Origin of the sequence: Methanobrevibacter sp. (genome assembly GCA_022775905.1) — an archaeon.
Classification (GTDB): domain Archaea; phylum Methanobacteriota; class Methanobacteria; order Methanobacteriales; family Methanobacteriaceae; genus Methanocatella.
The window spans coordinates 1-16,675 of the sequence record JALFJX010000009.1; the positions used below are offsets into that span (position 1 = coordinate 1).

Below are 16,675 nucleotides of genomic sequence, written 5' to 3' on the forward strand. Positions count from 1 at the left end.
GATAAGATTAATTCCAAATTTGATGAAATTAAGAAAATTGACCGTACACCTGTTGAAGAAGAAGATGATGATGAATATTACTGAAGTTACCTTTTAGTAACTTTAAGTAATTAATAGATAAATTTATATACTAACAAAAAGTAAGTATTACACACTCATAAAAAATTCATCAATTAAGGAACGTGAAAATTATGGTAGACTCTGAAACCATTGATACTGAATTTACTGAAACAAAAGAAAAATTCGATGAAAAAAAAGAAAAAACCAAAGAAAAAATCAACGAAACTAAAGAAAAATTCGATGAAACCAAAGAAAAAGGAAAAAACATAGCAGATAATGTCATTAACGACTTATACAAAAGCTTAGATGAATTCAAAGACAGCATTAAAAGTATGCAAAAAACCGCTGACCAAAGATATTCAGAATACAAAAAAGCAACCGTGCAAACAATCGACATTGATTTCGTAGAAACAAAAGAAAACTATTTCATCAAAGCTGCTGTTCCAGGAGTTACAAAAGAAGATATTTCAATTGAAGCAGGAGACAATGATTTAACCATTGAAACCACTTTCAAACCTTACATCGAAGAATTCGATGAAGAAGATGAAGCAGAAGTAATTGTTTCTGCTATTAAAACTGGAAGATGTGTTAAAACTGTAAGATTCTCCAACAGCATTGACATTGAAAAAATTACTGCAAAATTCTCAAACGGAATTGTTAAAATAACTATTCCAAAATTAATTATACCAAAACATAAAGTAAATGTAGAATAAACTCTACATTTTTTCTCTTTTTTTATTTTAAAAAAAATTAATATCTGACTTTTCCGATATGTCTTGTAGCACCAGGATCTTCACCGTTGAAGTGTGCTAAATAATATACAAACCATTCTAATGGAATTACCAATATGAATGGGGACAATAATTTATCCAATCCAACATAATCATCCAAATCATATACAATATAGTTTAATTCTAGATTTTTAGAAAATTCAATTGCTTTATCAGTCATTACATCTGATTCAAAACCAGATCTTAAAAATATAGCTGGAACATCTTTTTCAGCACGTTCAATTAAACCATGTCTAAATTCAGCAGCATAAACTGGACAAGCATGTTTGATAGCTCCTTCCATAAGCATAGTCATTGCCAATTTATAGGAAAGACCGAAGTTTGGTCCACTACCTAAACAATAGAAAAGATCTTCATCTTTAAACTTTTCAGCTAAAGCTTTATTTTCATCTTCAGTTATATCCAATAATTTTTTTAAGATTTTAGGCAAATCATGCAATTCAGCCAATAATTCAGTTTTATTTTCATAATCACTAACTGAGAATAAAATTTGATAAAGACAAGCTAATTGAGTAATATAAGTTTTAGTACCTAAAATTGCAGTTTCAGTTTCGCATCTAGTTATTATTGAAGTTATAGCTTCTTTAGTCATTGAACTTTCAGGTTCATTTGAAATTGATACAGTGTGAATTCCAAGTTCATTACATCTTCTAAGAGATGCTAAGGTATCAGCAGTTTCACCAGATTGAGATGTAAATATTGCAATAGAATTCTCATTTTCAATTAATCTTTTATTATAATAGAATTCATAGCCAGTGAATACTTCAATATCAATATTAGTACTAGACATACGAATTGCATCACGTACACTATAACAAGTTGAAATTGAACTGCCACAACCAATTAAATAGACTTTTTCTACATCAGAAACCAATCTAGAAACATCTTCCATTTTAGAAAACTCTGATTTGAAAGTTTTACTAAGGGATTCTGGTTGCTCCATCATTTCGTCATACATTTTATAGTTCATATCTAAGCACCTTAAAAATAAATAATATTAATAATATATTGTTAATCAACATATAAAAAGGTTTTTTAAAAAAAAATATTACATGATACAATGAAAACAAATTTAAATTTAATCGGAATGGAAAAAGGAAGACAGTACGAAACAATCATCACCACAAAAAATAGTAAAAACATTAAAAATGCTGCACCCATTGGAGTAATATGTGCAGGTGAAAATAAAATTTTAAATCGTATTTTTAAAGGAAGCCATACATTAGAAAACATAATATCTCAAAAAGAGTTTATTGTAAATATTACACATGATCCAAATTTATTTACCGTATCACTCCTTGGAAACTTACCTGAAGAGTATTTTAATGAAGATAACTCACTTAAATGTGCTGATGCTTATTTTAAATGTAATGTAATCAGTTTAACTGAAGCAGTGAAACAAAGTGATCCGATTAAAAAAAATGGCGAAGCAATTGTTATAAAATCAAAAGTTACTGAATTAGTCATTAACAGACCAACTCATGCAATGAATAGAGGTTTTGCATATGTTATTGAATCATTAGCTAATTTAACCCGTTTTGACATGGTAAATGATGATAAAAAAGAAGAATACATTAAAAGATTTAGGGAAGCAAACCGTGTTGTAGTAAAAGTAGGATATAAAGAAGATATAAAAGCAATGCATGAAATAAAAAAAGAGTTAATAAAAAAAGGTTATAAACCTTAATTTTTAATAACATCAATAAATTCGAATGAATCTCCATCAAACAGTCCCAAATCAGATATTTTGAGAGAAGGAATAACTAATAATGCCATAAATGCCATAGTCATGAATGGAGAGTCAAGTTTACAACCTAATGCAGAAGACATCCTATGCAACACATCCAACTTATGAGCTACATCAAATGCATCTTCATTACTCATAAGTCCTGCAATTGGAAGTGATAATGATTCGTTGAAGTCTTCGCTTGCTATTGCAAATCCTCCTTTGTTTTCAATAATCATATTTACAGCTTCAGCCATCATTTCAGCACAATACCCAATAACAATAATATTATGAGAATCATGTGCTACTGAGGATGCAATAGCTCCTTTTTTAAGACCAAATCCTTTAATAAATGCATTTGTTACATTATTCTTACCGTATCTCTCAACAACAGATATCTTCAATACATCTTCATAGATGTCAGGTTTTACTATTCCATCTTTAACTTTTAAATTTGCAGTGGATTTGGAGGTTAATAATTCACCATTATAACATTCAATCACATTAACTTCACATTCCTCTCCATCAAAGTGAATCTCAAAGTCATCTGCAGTTTTTTTAGTTGCATTTATGGAATTTTTTGCATCAACTTCAGGAGCATCAAACAAAACATTTTCCCCATCAAAGACACATTGGCCTGCAACATATGTTTTTAGGATATTGAAATCATTCAAATTATCAATTACAACAAAATCCGCCTTTGCACCAGTGACAATTGAACCAGCATCCAAACCATAATGTGCTGCAGGATTTATTGTAACCATTTCAATGGCTTTAATTATATCCACACCCAATTCAGATGCTTTTTTAACAGATTTATTCAAATGCCCATTAATCAAGTCATTAGGATGCTTATCATCACTTACTATAAAATCAAATATAGGAGAATGAATTCTTCTTTCCAAAACTTCAGTTGGGATTATACCAAAACTATCCTGATTTTTCAAATACTCAATACGTTCAGAAAAATCAAAAAGAGCTTCCATATTTTTAGCAGAAGATCCATCACGTACCATGATTCTCATACCTTTCTGCTTTTTCTCAATAGCTTCAGTGAAATTACTACATTCATGGTCAGTAACGATATATTGCTCAATGTATTTATCCAATTCTTTACCAGAAAGCAATGGAGCGTGACCATCAATTGGTTTTTTATACTGTCTGGCTAGTTCAAGTTTTCTTATAACCTCATCATCAGCATTGATGACACCAGGGAAATTCATCATTTCACCTAAAGCTACAACTTCATCTTTTTTAAGTAAAAACTCTATATCATTAGAATCCAAAATAGCACCAGATGTTTCAAAAGAAGTAGCGGGGACACAAGAAGGTGCTGAAAAATAAAAATTAAATGGAACTTGACTGGCATTTTCAATCATGAATTCAATACCATCAATTCCACAAACATTAGCTATTTCATGAGGATCACATACAACAGAAGTAGTTCCATGCATTACAGCAATTTTTGCAAATTGTGCTGGAGTAAGCATAGTACTTTCAATGTGAATATGTGAGTCAATGAAACCTGGAAGTAATAATCCTTCCACATCCATTTTAGTTTCATCAGAAACTGAGATAGGAGTAATCTCTTTAAAAATACCATCTGCAATATTAATTTTTGCAGGATATGCTGAATCAGTCAATACATCAAGAATGTATGCTGTAAATTCCATATTATTCCTCATGTAATGCATTATAAAGAAGTGGTAAGAATGTTCCAATATCTGTTACGATACCGACAACTTGTGCACTTCCCCTATCTGATAATTTAGTAACAGTAGATGGATTAATATCTACACAAATACTTTTTACTCTTGAAGGGAGCAAGTTACCAGTTGCAATTGAATGGAGCATTGTAGCAATCATAATTACCATGTCGACTTCTTGAGCATGATGTCTCATTAACTTTTGTGATTCTGCAGTGTCAGTTATTACATCAGGAAGTGGTCCATCATCACGTATTGAACCTGCAAGAACATATGGAACATCATTTTTGATACATTCATACATGATTCCACCAGTTAAAGTCCCATCTTCAACTGCATTTTTAATAGAACCAGACCTATTGATTCTATTGATTGCTCTCATATGGTGAGTGTGACCATGAGCTACAATTTTACCTGTTTCAACTTCAATACCTAACGAAGTACCAAATAAGTTTGATTCAATATCATGAGTTGCAAGTGCATTACCTGCCATGATAACATCAATATAACCTTCTCTAACAAGAGCTGCTAAGTATTTACCAGAACCAGTGTGCACAATAGCAGGTCCACCGACAATACCGATTTTCCCACCTTTAGCTTTGATTTCTTTCATTTCATTAGCAATACCATTAATTAAGTTCATTAAAGGTTTTTCTGAAGATACTTCACTGTTCATGAACTCAAATACTTGTTGTTCATCTCTTGATCTGTGAGGTGGTGTTACTTTAACCCCATCTAAACCAACAACAATCTTATCTCCAACTTTAATATCAGCAATAGGTCTTACAAAAGCACGTTTTTCATCTTCATCAACAACAACTAAACAGTCCATTTCAATATCTTCAACAGGAATCCAATCTCCGTCATAGAGAATATGAGTTGTATGATTAGATGATGAATAAAAACCTTCGGGAGCAACTTTATCTTTAACAGATGCAACGAGATTAACTTCTTTAATATCATCAATTGCTGCACCAAGTACAGATAATTCATCTAAGATTGATTCTAACAATTCAGGAGAATCTGCTGAAACTTCAATTTTTGCACGACTAACGTCTGATTTTTTACGTCCAACATCAATTTCCAATATATCAAATTCTCCGCCTTTGTCCATAATTATTCCCATTGTCTTAGTTAAAGTCAATGAATCAATAATATGGCCTGAAAGCTCAATAGTTCTTTTATTCATAACAATATGCTCCATTTTTTAGTTAATAATATAAATTTGGTTTTGGTAATATTTAATGGTATGGTTATGATTTAAAAAGATAAAAGAAATGAAAAATGGTCAATTAGAGCATATTTTTGAATTTAGTGATAATGTCTTCGACATTGTCTTTTAGATAGATGTTTGAGACATAAGCTACAACAACACTTAAAATCAACAGAATAATCAGATGGCTGCCAAAGTAGCCTTCATAAAAACCTGCAGCAAATGGTCCAAACATAAATCCGATTATCGGATTTTCTAAAATGCCTAAAATCAATCCGACAAAAAAACCGAATATACTCGCATTAACTTCATTATCAATAGGTGCTGCAAAAAATCCTACAGCCAAAATAATGGCCATTACAAATGAAAACCATGAAAAACCGATTAATAATCCAAATATGGATAAAACTATAGACACTATTAAAGCTATAACGGATGGTTTTATAATGTTTTCCAAATTAATTTTCTCCTCAAGGGAAGTAGAATCTGATTCATGTTTAGTTTTCACACCCACATTTACATTAGTTCCGCACTCTGGGCAAAACTCAACATCCTCTTCTACTTCATTTCCACAATTAAGACATGTTTTTATTTGAGCAGTTTTATTTGGAAAACTTACCTTTGAACCGCATGTCGGACAAAACAAAACTTTGTCAAGCAATACGGATCCGCATTTTTCACATTTTAGATTTTTATCTTCTTTTTCAAGTTTATTGCCGCAAGAAGGACATAATTCATTATCAGAACCTATTTCAGCACCACAGCTACTACATTTTATGACATTAATTTTATTTGAGGAATTTAAATTTTCAGATTCAATATAGGCATTTCCACAATTCGGACAACTTTCAAAACCATCTGGAACATCAATTCCACAATTACCGCATTTAACCATGATGCTTCACTATCCAAATAATAAGCGTTCTTTTAATTTGTCAAATTCTTCTTGAGTAATCGAACCTGATTCAAGTAATTCCTGATATTCCTTTAATTGTTGGGCTTTACTAGGTTCTGCAGCTTGATTTTGAACAACAACTGTTTGTGGTTTGTCTTTTAAGGATTCATATAAATCCACTAAGTTCTGACCAAATTCAAAACTTGGAAGTCTAATTTCATAAGAAGTGTTGTCAACTAATTTGATTAACAATCTATCAAACATGTCTGCACTATCATTGTTTGCAATCATGTCTTTAAATCGTGTTGCTTTAAGAGATTGGATTTTATTTTGAATGTCACGCTTGATATCATGAGGAGATGTCCAAGCCCTTTTAGTGATGTCCTCATATCTGCTTTCATCACCAAGTCTTTTAGTGACCCTCATTGATACTATTTTATCAAAATAAAAATTATTAATTCCTGCATTGACCTTTTCCCAGTCCCTGTTATCAATTTCCATAAAAACAAATTTATTTTCCTTAATTAGGAAAAAACCATCAATCATTGTTTCATTGCCAACATATAAATCGGGATTAAAACCTCCAACATATTTATTAATGGTTTTATGCTTACTAGTGGTCTTTTCTAACATGTTGAAACGTTTTACACTAGTTAAGAAGTAATCTTCGCCTTTGATTCCAAACTCTTCAGCAAGTTTATCATATCTTGCAAGAACTTCATCACGCCTAGCATTCCATTCCTGTTGTTTGAAAGATACGGCAGCACCATTTTCCAATTTATGACCGCATTCACGGCAAAACGTTGTGTTTTTATCATTCTTTGTTCCGCATTTTGGACAAACATCAGAAGTGCCTTCAAATTTTTCAACTTTTTCTCCGCAATTAAAACAAAAATCAGACCCGACAACTTCTGCTCCGCAATTTTGACATTTAACCATAATTTAACCCCAATTATTATCTCCTAAAGTCTTTTTAAGTTTATTTCCCCAAGATTTTTCTTCCATATCTTTAACGGTTGAATCCAAATTACTTGAAACATCGGAAATAGAACTATTTAAAGCATTGATTTTATTATCCATAATATCCAATTCCAGTTTCATGAATCCCTTTTCAATGTCTTTATATGTTTGAGAATTGTCCTCATTAATCATTTCAATTCCATTTCCATCATTCAACATGTCCATCAATCTTAAAAATACATGCTCCTGGTGCTGTTTTTCATATTCTTTTATATCTGCAACACTGTAAATTTTGTCCAACAACATTTTTAAGACATTAATAAAGTCTTCCCTGTCTGAGTGGTCATTAACATTATTTGGAAGAATATCCGTTTTAAGTAAAAACACTGAATCAATTTTTTCATCAGTTTTTAAAACTAAAGAGTATCCTTTCTGTTCAATATAAACTAACGCAATAGATTTATTATCATAAATTTCAACTTCTACTTTAGCAAATTCTTTTGGAATAGATAGAAAATCTAAATTACGAACTAGCATTTTATCACCTATAATATAAACTACTTTCCTCAACGATTGCTTCTTATGGTTAAAGATATTCGATTTTCAATTATTATTTTCTAGAATGAAATAAATTTTATTGAAATATCATAACCTCAATAGTTTGTATTGATTATTTTATTAAACACAGAATATAAACATTGCTATTAGCATGCTAATATCATATAGATATCTATTAAATAGCCAAAATTTAAATTCTGAAATATGAAACAAAAAGATGACATGAGCATCATTTCTTTACTGGTACGTTCTAAAAAAAGGATTAAAGTTCTAAAATCTTTAGAAAAAGAAAATAAAATACCCTCAAAAATTAGTAAAGATATTGACGATAATAGCAATCATGTATCTAAATATTTAAAGACCTTAAAAGAAGCCGAACTGGTGGAATGTCTTAATGAAGAAGACAAACGATATAGGTTTTATGCCATTACAGATAAAGGCAAATATTATCTGAATAAAGTCGAACACAACTATAAAGACTAATTTTTAAAAAAAGAATATTATTCTATTAAAGTTAGAAAATCATAAATCAGTTTAGCCCCAACAACCGCAGTGGAATCACCTAATCTATTGCTTGCAGTTTCAACAACATCAAAACCAACAATGTTCTTATGAGATAATGTCCTGATAATATCTTCCAGTTCTGAAACAAATAATCCACAAGGAACAGGATTTCCAACATTCGGAGCGATTGACGGGTCAAGTACATCCATATCTATTGAAATATAAATAGGACCACCGATATTTGTCAGATAGTATTCGATTGCATCCATGTGCTTGTGAACGTCTTTATTTTTAAATGTTTGAATATTGTAAGTTGATTTTACAAATTCGTCCTCCTCTTTGGAAAAAGACCTAATTCCAATCTGAACCAGATCAGCGCCCAATTCATGAACCCTTCTCATAACAGTTGCATGAGAATATTTCTCACCAATAAAATCAAATGCAAGGTCTCTGTGAGCATCCATGTGAACAACAGTTAATTTACCATATTTTTCATATAGTGCTTTAATAGCTCCGATTGATGAGGAATGTTCACCACCAATTATAATTGGCTTAATATCCAATTCAATTAATTCGTTAACAGTGTCTTCAATGATTTTGCAAGTTTTTTCACAGTTTCCAGGAATTACATTAACATCACCAAAATCATAAAAAGTAGCAGTTAAATCTTTATTAAAAACAGCATTATATTTTTCAAAACCAAATGAAGCTTCTCTTACAACAATTGGTCCTAAACGTGCACCGGAGTGATAAGAAGTAGTACTATCAAAGGGAACTCCGATTATCCCAAATGAATTTTCTTTAATATTTTCATTTTCACTAGAAAATGCAAATTTCCATGGTTCGTATGTATTTAAAAGCATAATTAATCTTTAAACGGAAAAATAAATAAGAGAAAGAATCTAGTTAGATCCTCTTGTTCTCATTATTTTCATATTTCCTAAAGCAACGATGTACTCCACTTCAATACCTTCAACGATAGAATCTTTTAAATCTTCAGGCATTGGTAAATCGAGAGTATCATAGTTTTCCATGTCCATTAATTGAACATTGCTTCCTTGAATAGAAATAACTTGTCCTAATCTTTTATCAATAATAGGAATATCTACTTTGTTATCTACTGGTTTAACTAAACTTCTTTTTTGGTTATCGAAAACACCAACTGCTTCAATTCTTGCTTTTGCAGCTCCGTGTTTACCAGGAGATGAAGTAGTGTAACTGATAATCTTACAAGCTTCTCCGCCTAAAACAATGTACTTTCCAACTTTTAAGGTTTTAATCTCTACAACTTTTGTTGACATAATTTTTCCTCCATAAATAAAAACCGGTTTTTAACCTATGTAATAAGGAATATTACTAGATTAATATAAATTATCTTTTCCATTTTATATAAACTATTCGCTAAATAAACATATTTTACAAATAAAAAAAATTTTAAAAAAAATTAAATTAAACCATTATTGAAAGAATACAACCACAGGGAAATAGCTGCCAAAATTAAAATAATAATAACCCATATTACAATAAATATTTTTTTAGTATCCCTTGGACCTTTAACCAAATAATCTTCATCAGGCACATCACTTGAATGATTTCTATTGTTTTTATAAAATTCATCATTTCTCAAGTAATTATAGAACATACGTGCCATAAAATAAAAAATTACAACAAAAATAAGACCAACATATGAAACTGAACTTCCATTAAAGAATACAACAATAATTGAAGATACAATCAACATAAGTAACATAAAAAAACATGCAGATAAAATAATTGATAAGGATTTATTTAAAATCATTAGGTACACCTAAATTTAATTACTTTTTTATCATTTAAATATTTATTTAATATAAAAAACAAATCTAAAATTAGTGATAAAATGAGAATAGCTATTGTATCTGGAAAAGATGAAGGTCCAAGTAAATTAAACGCATTCGATAATGCATTAACTGATGCTGGAATTGGTGATGTGAACTTAATAAAAGTATCTAGTATGCTTGCAGGCAATGCTGAAATTAATGAGCTACCTAAACTCAAAGCAGGAGCTATGGTAAACTGTGTTTTATCAGATGTAACCTCAGATAACCCCGGAGATCAAATAACTGCTGTCGTTGCAGTAGCTATTGGTGAAGAATTAGGATGCGTTGTTGAAACAACAGGAATCAACAAAGATCCCAATGAATTAATTGAAGAAGCAAAAATGATGGTCAATTATATGATGGATAAACGAGGAGTTGAAATGAAACAGGATTTAATAGTTGAGTATTCAACAACAACTGTTCGTGAAATCGCATCTGTAGTTGCATCAGTAGTTTATTTGAAAGATGAAATTATAGAGTGATAAAATGGATGCAAAAGACAAACAAATTGCAACTGATTTATCTTATGCAATTATCCGTGAAGTTTCAAGAGCAATCAGACCATATGTTGGAAAACCAGAGTCTGGTGAAAAAGTAAAAATCGGAGCTGACGGGACTCCAACTTCATTAATTGACATAATTGCTGAAGATAAAATGATCAATATCTTAAAAAATGCACCTGTCCTATCATACATTGTTAGTGAAGAAATTGGAGAGCTAAAACTTGGTCGTGGAACCAAAAGAAGCATCAAACTTACTGACGAACTTAGACGTACAGATTTAGAAGAATATGACATTCCAAAATTTATCTTTTTAATTGACCCCGTTGACGGAACCAACAATGCAATCAAAGAGATTCCAGCATTCGGTATTTCAATAGCTGTTGCCAGCGTGCACCAAGGACGTGTTGCAACTTTAAATGATGTGGAACTTGGTTTCATCAGTAGTTTTGCAAACGGTAACTTTTTTGAAGCAGAAAAAGGAAAAGGCTGCTGGTTAAATAATGAAGAGGTTCACCCAAGTGATATAATCAACATTAGTGATATGACCCTTGGAGGATTTACCAAAAGCGGAACATCACAAGCATCCAAATTAGTAGATAATGCTCGTCGTATGAGAGTTTTAGGAAGTGTAGTGTTAGAATTATCTTACGTTGCTAGTGGAAGATATGATGCATTTCTTGACCTTAGAGGAAGCAGAATCATTGATATTGCTGCATCTAAATTAATCCTGGAAGAAGCAGGATGTATCATCACCAACAAGTACGGTCAAAAACTAAACAACATATTAAGTATTTATGAAAAAACAATCATTGTGGCTGCAAATAATAAGATACTCCACAAACAAATGATTGACATCCTAAATGACAATCAAACTGATTTTATTGGAAAAGTTGGAGTAGTATCTAGAATTGATCAAAAAAGACCAATACTTTATGCTGCAAAGATTATTGACTACTTATTAACAAATGGTAGAGAAGTTCAAATTGAAGAAAGATTAGCCAATAAACTAAATGAACTAAAAAATAACCCGAATTTGAATAATATAATCAAAGATATAAAAGAAAATTATCCTGAAATGGCTGATGCATTTGATAATATCAATTTAAATATAGATTTCAAACAACTTGAAGAGAAGATTTTTGACTTTGATTGTGATATGGCAATAATTCTTGGAGGAGATGGAACACTTTTAAGAGCACAGGCAAAAATGAACCCTGAAATTCCATTATTTGGTATAAATATGGGAACAGTTGGATTTTTAACGGAAATTGAAACACCCCATACATTTAAAGCATTAAATTCCATATTAAAAGGAGATTATTATAAAGAAAAAAGAAGCAGACTCGTTGTATCACACGAAAATCATCAGTATACTGTGATGAATGAAGTAGTAATAATGACTGACAAACCTGCAAAAATGATGCACTTTGAAATACAAGTTGACGGAGAGATAATTGAAGAAGTGAGAGCTGACGGATTGATTATATCAACCCCAAGCGGTTCAACAGCATATGCAATGTCTGCTGGTGGTCCAATTGTTGATCCTAAAGTTGCAGGATTTGTAATCATTCCAATTTGCCCATATAAACTTGGAGCAAGACCATTTGTAGTATCAGACAGCAGTGAAATTACTGTTAAATTACTTAAAAAAGGAAAAACTGCAGTATTTGTTATTGATGGCCAAATTAATGAAGAAGCAGCATACGAAGAAGAAATCAAATTCAAAAAATCAGATAAAAATGCTTATTTCATCCGCACTTCCACCAAATATTTCTATGAAAAAGTTAAAGACAAATTAAATGAAGGTGGATTGCCTAAGAATTCAAGGTGCGAATAATGAATCATCTTGTAATCGATTTAACTCATGGAGGAGTTAAAATTGCAATTAGCCTTGCAAAGGAAGGAAAAAATGTATTAGCATATGATCTTTACAACACATTAAATGATATTGATGCAAAAATGCTTAACATTTACAATGTCGATTTGATACAGCTAAATGAATTAGCAGATTTTAGGGGAGATATAAATGTTATCTACCCGATTCATATGCCCTTAGACTTCAAAGACATCATTAAACATAATCCCCGCCTAAATTATACTTTTCAAACACACCATGAGATTATCCATGACATTTTAGTTGACTGGGGAAAAGATTTAACAAAAGTTGAAATCACAGGAGTTAAAGGAAAAACTTCAACTGTTTTTATGCTTAAAGAGATTTTAATTGATGAAAATCCACTAATATTATCCAGTCTTGGTGCAATATTATATGAAAACAAAAAGAAAATCATGTTGAAACAAAATATCTCAATAGCACCAGCCAACATCAAAGAAACAATTGACCTTGCATACAAAATAGCTAATCCAATTTGCAGGATTGATAATGGAATTGTCAAAGGTGAAAACGCAAGAAAATATAACTCAGCCCTTTTTGAATCATCATTAGGAGTGAGTGGTATTGGAGATGTAGGAGTGCTAACCAATATTGTTGAGAATTATCCTATTTCAAAAGGCAAACGTAGTGCAAGTGAAGCTAAAAAACAAGTATTTAACTGCAATACAGTAGTTTGTCAAAAGGAAGCTTATGATACTTACTATTCTAATGTAAAACATGAAAAAATGAATACCTTCTCATTAGTTGATGAAACTTCAAACCTATACTTAAATAATGTCAGTTATTCATTGAACGAAACTAAAATGAATATCATATTTAGGAATATTAAAACAATTAATGACAATATAGTTTCAGGTGAAATAAACTTGACTGCTTTTGCACCTGGAAAACACAATGTAAGCAATGTTCTAGGAGTTATTTTAACTGCATTAAGTTTAGAAATTCCAAAAGATAAAATAATTAATGGAATTGAAAACTATAAGGGAATTCCTGGAAGAACAAATAAAAGACAAATAGAGAATATCACAGTAATCGAAGAAATTAATCCTGGAATTAACACAAAAGCAATAGAAGAATCCATTAACATGATAGACAATCCTGATGACTATATAATTGCGATTGGTGGGGATTATGGAATCACCTGCGAAGAAATTAATGAAAATAAAGTCAGCGAATTTTTAGATAAAATGAATTGCAACATAATTTTAACCGGAGAAGTGGGTAGTTCAATTCAGAAAAAAATGTCCAAGAAATGTCAAATTATTGAAGATTACAATGAGGTTTACAATATTGCCTTAAAAAATGATAAAAATCTTCTTTTCATTTATAGATCAGATTACAGAAAATTAAAACAAAGATAGCAAATGTAATTTCCTTTTAAAAAATTTTGTTTGTAAAAAATTATAAACATTTAATAATTATTAATTTCATACTTAACAATGTAACAAAATTATATAACTTATAACTTATACAATTAATTTTTAAAAAATTGGAGATGCTAAATGATTGTTGGAACTCGCGGAAGTCAATTAGCTTTAACCCAAACCAAACAAGTATGTGCTTGGTTAGAGAAAATAACTGGAGAAGCTATTGATTTAGAAATTATTAAGACCAAAGGAGATAAAATTACTACTTCACAATTGTACAATATGGATTCAAAAGGATTATTCACAAAAGAACTCGATATTGCACTTTTAGACGAAGAAGTTGATTTTGCAGTACATAGTTTTAAAGATTTACCCACCGAGCTAAATGAAGATTTAGAGATTGCTGCAGTTCCTAAACGTGAATCTCCAAATGAAGTGCTTATCTCAAAAAAATCATGGGCAGAACTTGGACCCGGATCAAAACTTGGAACAAGCAGCCTTAGAAGAGAAGCATTCTGTAATCGTTACGAAAAAGAATTCGATCTTAAACCTATCAGAGGAAATATTGAAACTAGAATTGATAAAGCACTTAATAGTGATTTGGATGCTACTATTATGGCTGAAGCTGGTATTAAAAGATTAAATCTTACAAAATACATTAAAGAAGTATTTCCTGTAGATTACATTACACCTCCAGCAGGACAAGGAGCACTCGCAATCATTACTAGAAAAGACTCTGATAAGAAAGAAACAATTCAAAAGTTAAATGATTACATTTCCATGCAAGAAGTACTTGCTGAAAAAATGATTTTAGAAGAACTTGGTGTGGGATGCCAATGGCCTATAGGAGCCATTGCTCGCATGAATGATAAAGAATTCAAACTTTATTCAATCTTATTAACTAAAGAAGGAGAAATCCTTAAAGAGGAAACCCAGAAAGGTTCTATTAGAAATGCGATTGAACTTGGCAGACGCATTGGAGAACATTTCCAGGATTATGTTTAAACGGAGGAATTAAATTGAGAACTGTTAACGTAGGAGTTATTGGTGTAGGTGCAATGGGTGAAAACCATGTTCGTGTCTATCACAAAATCGAAGAAGCAAATTTAGTCGCTGTAAGTGATGTAAGTGAAAGAGCACTTAAAAAAATTGAGAAAAAATATGGTGCTAAAGGATACACTGAATACAGTGAATTACTTGAAAACCCTGAAATTGAAGTAGTAAGCGTATGTGTTCCTACTACCTTCCACCACAATGTGGTAATGGAAGCAATTAAAAATGGAAAACACGTTTTAGTTGAAAAACCAATTGCATTCACATTAGAAGAAGCAGAAGAAATGATTGCAGCTGCTAAAGAAGCTGGAGTATTACTTGCAACTGGACATGTTGAAAGATTTAATCCTGCTGTTCAAAAAGCTAAAGAACTTGTAGATGATGGAGTAATTGGAGATATTGTATCTGCATTTGCAAAAAGAGTAGGTCCATTACCACCAAGAATCAAAGACGTTGGTGTTGCAATAGATTTAGCTATTCACGATTTAGATATAATGAACTATTTATTCGATGAAGAAGTCACACAAGTTTATGGTAGCATGAACAATATATTAGGTGATTGTGAATTTGAAGATCATGCTGAAATTATGGTTAACTTCGACAATGAATCAACTGGAATTATTGAAGTAAACTGGTTAACTCCTTACAAACGTAGAGAATTAGAACTTACCGGTACTGCAGGAATCATATCCGTAGATTACATCCAACAAAGCATTGAAGTTTACGGTAAATTCGCACAAGACATACAAATTAAACATGAAGAACCTTTAAAAGGAGAATTAATTTCATTCTTAAATGCTGTAGTAAATGGTACTGAACCAGAAATTACTGGTGAAGATGGACTCAAAGCACTTAAAATGGTTATTGCAGCAAATAGATCCTCTAAAGAACATAAACCAATTAGTTTTGATGAATTATAATCAAAGGTGATAGTGTGAAACAAAAATTAATCGCAAAAGCACAAGAATTAAGAAAACATGGTTTTACAACCGGTGAAATCGCTGACGAACTTAATGTAAGTATGGATACTGCAAGATGGTTAATTCTTCAAAAAACAGAAAAAAAAACCGATGCTCCAGTAGACTTTGCTATCAATTGGAAAAGCATTGGTGGAAATTCCACACGTTTAAGTTACGTTTCAGGTGCTTTAAGTGATATGGCATTATCCCATGGAGAAGCAGATACTGTTGTTGGAATTGCAGTGAGTGGAGTTCCATTTGCAACTGTAATGGCTGACTTCATTGAAGACATGACTGGAATTGATACTTCTCTTGCTATTTTCCACCCAAACAAACACAGAAAAGACCAAGATTCAACCGAAGATAATGGAGCAATAAGTACTAACTTCGGAACTGTTGAAGGTAAAAGAGTAGTTATTGTTGACGATGTTATCACCAGTGGAAAAACTGTAAAAGAAGTAATTCATACAGTAAAAGACTTAGGTGGAGAACCTACCTGTGTTACTGTATTAATTGATAAAGCAGGCCTTTCTGAAATCGAAGGAGTTCCTGTTGAATCTTTAATTAAAATTAGTAGATTATAAATCTACTTTACTTTCTCTTTTTTAAGATAAAAAAACCAGAATG

General features: G+C 31.2%; 18 protein-coding genes. 9 read left to right on the forward strand and 9 right to left on the reverse strand.

Annotated elements, in window-relative coordinates:
- The first annotated feature begins 191 nt into the window (after positions 1-191).
- Positions 192-773: an Hsp20/alpha crystallin family protein gene (locus tag MR875_02025; protein ID MCI6993632.1), complete on the forward strand. Its 582-nt coding sequence runs from the start codon at positions 192-194 to the stop codon at positions 771-773.
- Positions 774-810: 37 nt separating this feature from the next.
- Here MR875_02025 and MR875_02030 read toward each other — a convergent pair whose 3' ends face one another.
- A complete protein-coding gene (locus tag MR875_02030; GenBank protein MCI6993633.1) occupies positions 811-1,821 on the reverse strand; it encodes an SIS domain-containing protein in 1,011 nt (336 codons plus the stop codon).
- 90 nt (positions 1,822-1,911) lie between these two features.
- On the opposite strand from MR875_02030, the gene MR875_02035 reads away from it, so the two are divergent.
- Complete coding sequence (locus MR875_02035) at positions 1,912-2,538, forward strand: DUF447 family protein (GenBank protein ID MCI6993634.1); 627 nt, start codon at positions 1,912-1,914, stop codon at positions 2,536-2,538.
- On the opposite strand, the gene ade is transcribed toward MR875_02035, so the two are convergent.
- From ade to MR875_02060, 5 genes are all read right to left on the reverse strand, one after another.
- Positions 2,535-4,250 carry an adenine deaminase gene (gene ade / locus MR875_02040; protein MCI6993635.1) on the reverse strand — a complete coding sequence of 572 codons (1,716 nt, stop codon included), beginning with the start codon at positions 4,248-4,250 and terminating at the stop codon, positions 2,535-2,537. The genes MR875_02035 and ade overlap by 4 nt on opposite strands.
- Position 4,251: 1 nt before the next feature.
- Entirely contained in the window at positions 4,252-5,472 is a 1,221-nt protein-coding gene (locus tag MR875_02045; GenBank protein MCI6993636.1) for a TIGR00300 family protein, read from the reverse strand.
- 103 nt (positions 5,473-5,575) lie between these two features.
- Positions 5,576-6,391 (reverse strand): zinc-ribbon domain-containing protein, encoded by an 816-nt coding sequence (locus MR875_02050; GenBank protein ID MCI6993637.1) that lies wholly within the window; start codon positions 6,389-6,391, stop codon positions 5,576-5,578.
- 9 nt (positions 6,392-6,400) lie between these two features.
- On the reverse strand, positions 6,401-7,330 hold the full coding sequence (locus tag MR875_02055; GenBank protein ID MCI6993638.1) for a zinc-ribbon domain-containing protein: 930 nt from the start codon (positions 7,328-7,330) through the stop codon (positions 6,401-6,403).
- Between the two features lie 3 nt (positions 7,331-7,333).
- Positions 7,334-7,888, reverse strand: coding sequence for a hypothetical protein (locus tag MR875_02060; GenBank protein MCI6993639.1), 555 nt, complete (start codon positions 7,886-7,888; stop codon positions 7,334-7,336).
- Between the two features lie 225 nt (positions 7,889-8,113).
- Between MR875_02060 and MR875_02065 the strand changes: the two genes are divergently transcribed.
- The gene (locus MR875_02065; protein ID MCI6993640.1) at positions 8,114-8,392 is read left to right on the forward strand and encodes a winged helix-turn-helix domain-containing protein; all 279 of its coding nucleotides are present in this window, start codon (positions 8,114-8,116) and stop codon (positions 8,390-8,392) included.
- Positions 8,393-8,409: 17 nt separating this feature from the next.
- Here the strand turns inward: MR875_02065 and speB are convergent, their stop codons facing one another.
- From speB to MR875_02080, 3 genes are all read right to left on the reverse strand, one after another.
- A complete protein-coding gene (gene speB / locus MR875_02070; protein ID MCI6993641.1) occupies positions 8,410-9,276 on the reverse strand; it encodes an agmatinase in 867 nt (288 codons plus the stop codon).
- Between the two features lie 39 nt (positions 9,277-9,315).
- Positions 9,316-9,714 carry a translation initiation factor IF-5A gene (locus MR875_02075; GenBank protein MCI6993642.1) on the reverse strand — a complete coding sequence of 133 codons (399 nt, stop codon included), beginning with the start codon at positions 9,712-9,714 and terminating at the stop codon, positions 9,316-9,318.
- A gap of 143 nt (positions 9,715-9,857) precedes the next feature.
- Positions 9,858-10,163: a hypothetical protein gene (locus MR875_02080; protein ID MCI6993643.1), complete on the reverse strand. Its 306-nt coding sequence runs from the start codon at positions 10,161-10,163 to the stop codon at positions 9,858-9,860.
- Positions 10,164-10,292: 129 nt separating this feature from the next.
- Between MR875_02080 and MR875_02085 the strand changes: the two genes are divergently transcribed.
- The 6 genes from MR875_02085 to MR875_02110 all read left to right on the forward strand — a co-directional run bounded on the left by MR875_02085 (position 10,293) and on the right by MR875_02110 (position 16,632).
- Complete coding sequence (locus tag MR875_02085) at positions 10,293-10,754, forward strand: arginine decarboxylase, pyruvoyl-dependent (protein MCI6993644.1); 462 nt, start codon at positions 10,293-10,295, stop codon at positions 10,752-10,754.
- A 4-nt stretch (positions 10,755-10,758) separates the two neighbouring features.
- Positions 10,759-12,612, forward strand: a complete 1,854-nt coding sequence (locus tag MR875_02090) for a bifunctional NADP phosphatase/NAD kinase (protein ID MCI6993645.1) — start codon at positions 10,759-10,761, stop codon at positions 12,610-12,612.
- Positions 12,612-14,030 carry a coenzyme F430 synthase gene (gene cfbE / locus MR875_02095; GenBank protein ID MCI6993646.1) on the forward strand — a complete coding sequence of 473 codons (1,419 nt, stop codon included), beginning with the start codon at positions 12,612-12,614 and terminating at the stop codon, positions 14,028-14,030. The genes MR875_02090 and cfbE overlap by 1 nt, the downstream gene beginning before the upstream one ends.
- Positions 14,031-14,171: 141 nt before the next feature.
- Entirely contained in the window at positions 14,172-15,041 is an 870-nt protein-coding gene (gene hemC, locus MR875_02100) for a hydroxymethylbilane synthase (protein MCI6993647.1), read from the forward strand.
- 14 nt (positions 15,042-15,055) lie between these two features.
- Positions 15,056-16,009 carry a Gfo/Idh/MocA family oxidoreductase gene (locus MR875_02105; protein MCI6993648.1) on the forward strand — a complete coding sequence of 318 codons (954 nt, stop codon included), beginning with the start codon at positions 15,056-15,058 and terminating at the stop codon, positions 16,007-16,009.
- Positions 16,010-16,023: 14 nt separating this feature from the next.
- Positions 16,024-16,632: an orotate phosphoribosyltransferase-like protein gene (locus tag MR875_02110; protein ID MCI6993649.1), complete on the forward strand. Its 609-nt coding sequence runs from the start codon at positions 16,024-16,026 to the stop codon at positions 16,630-16,632.
- Positions 16,633-16,675: the final 43 nt, after the last annotated feature.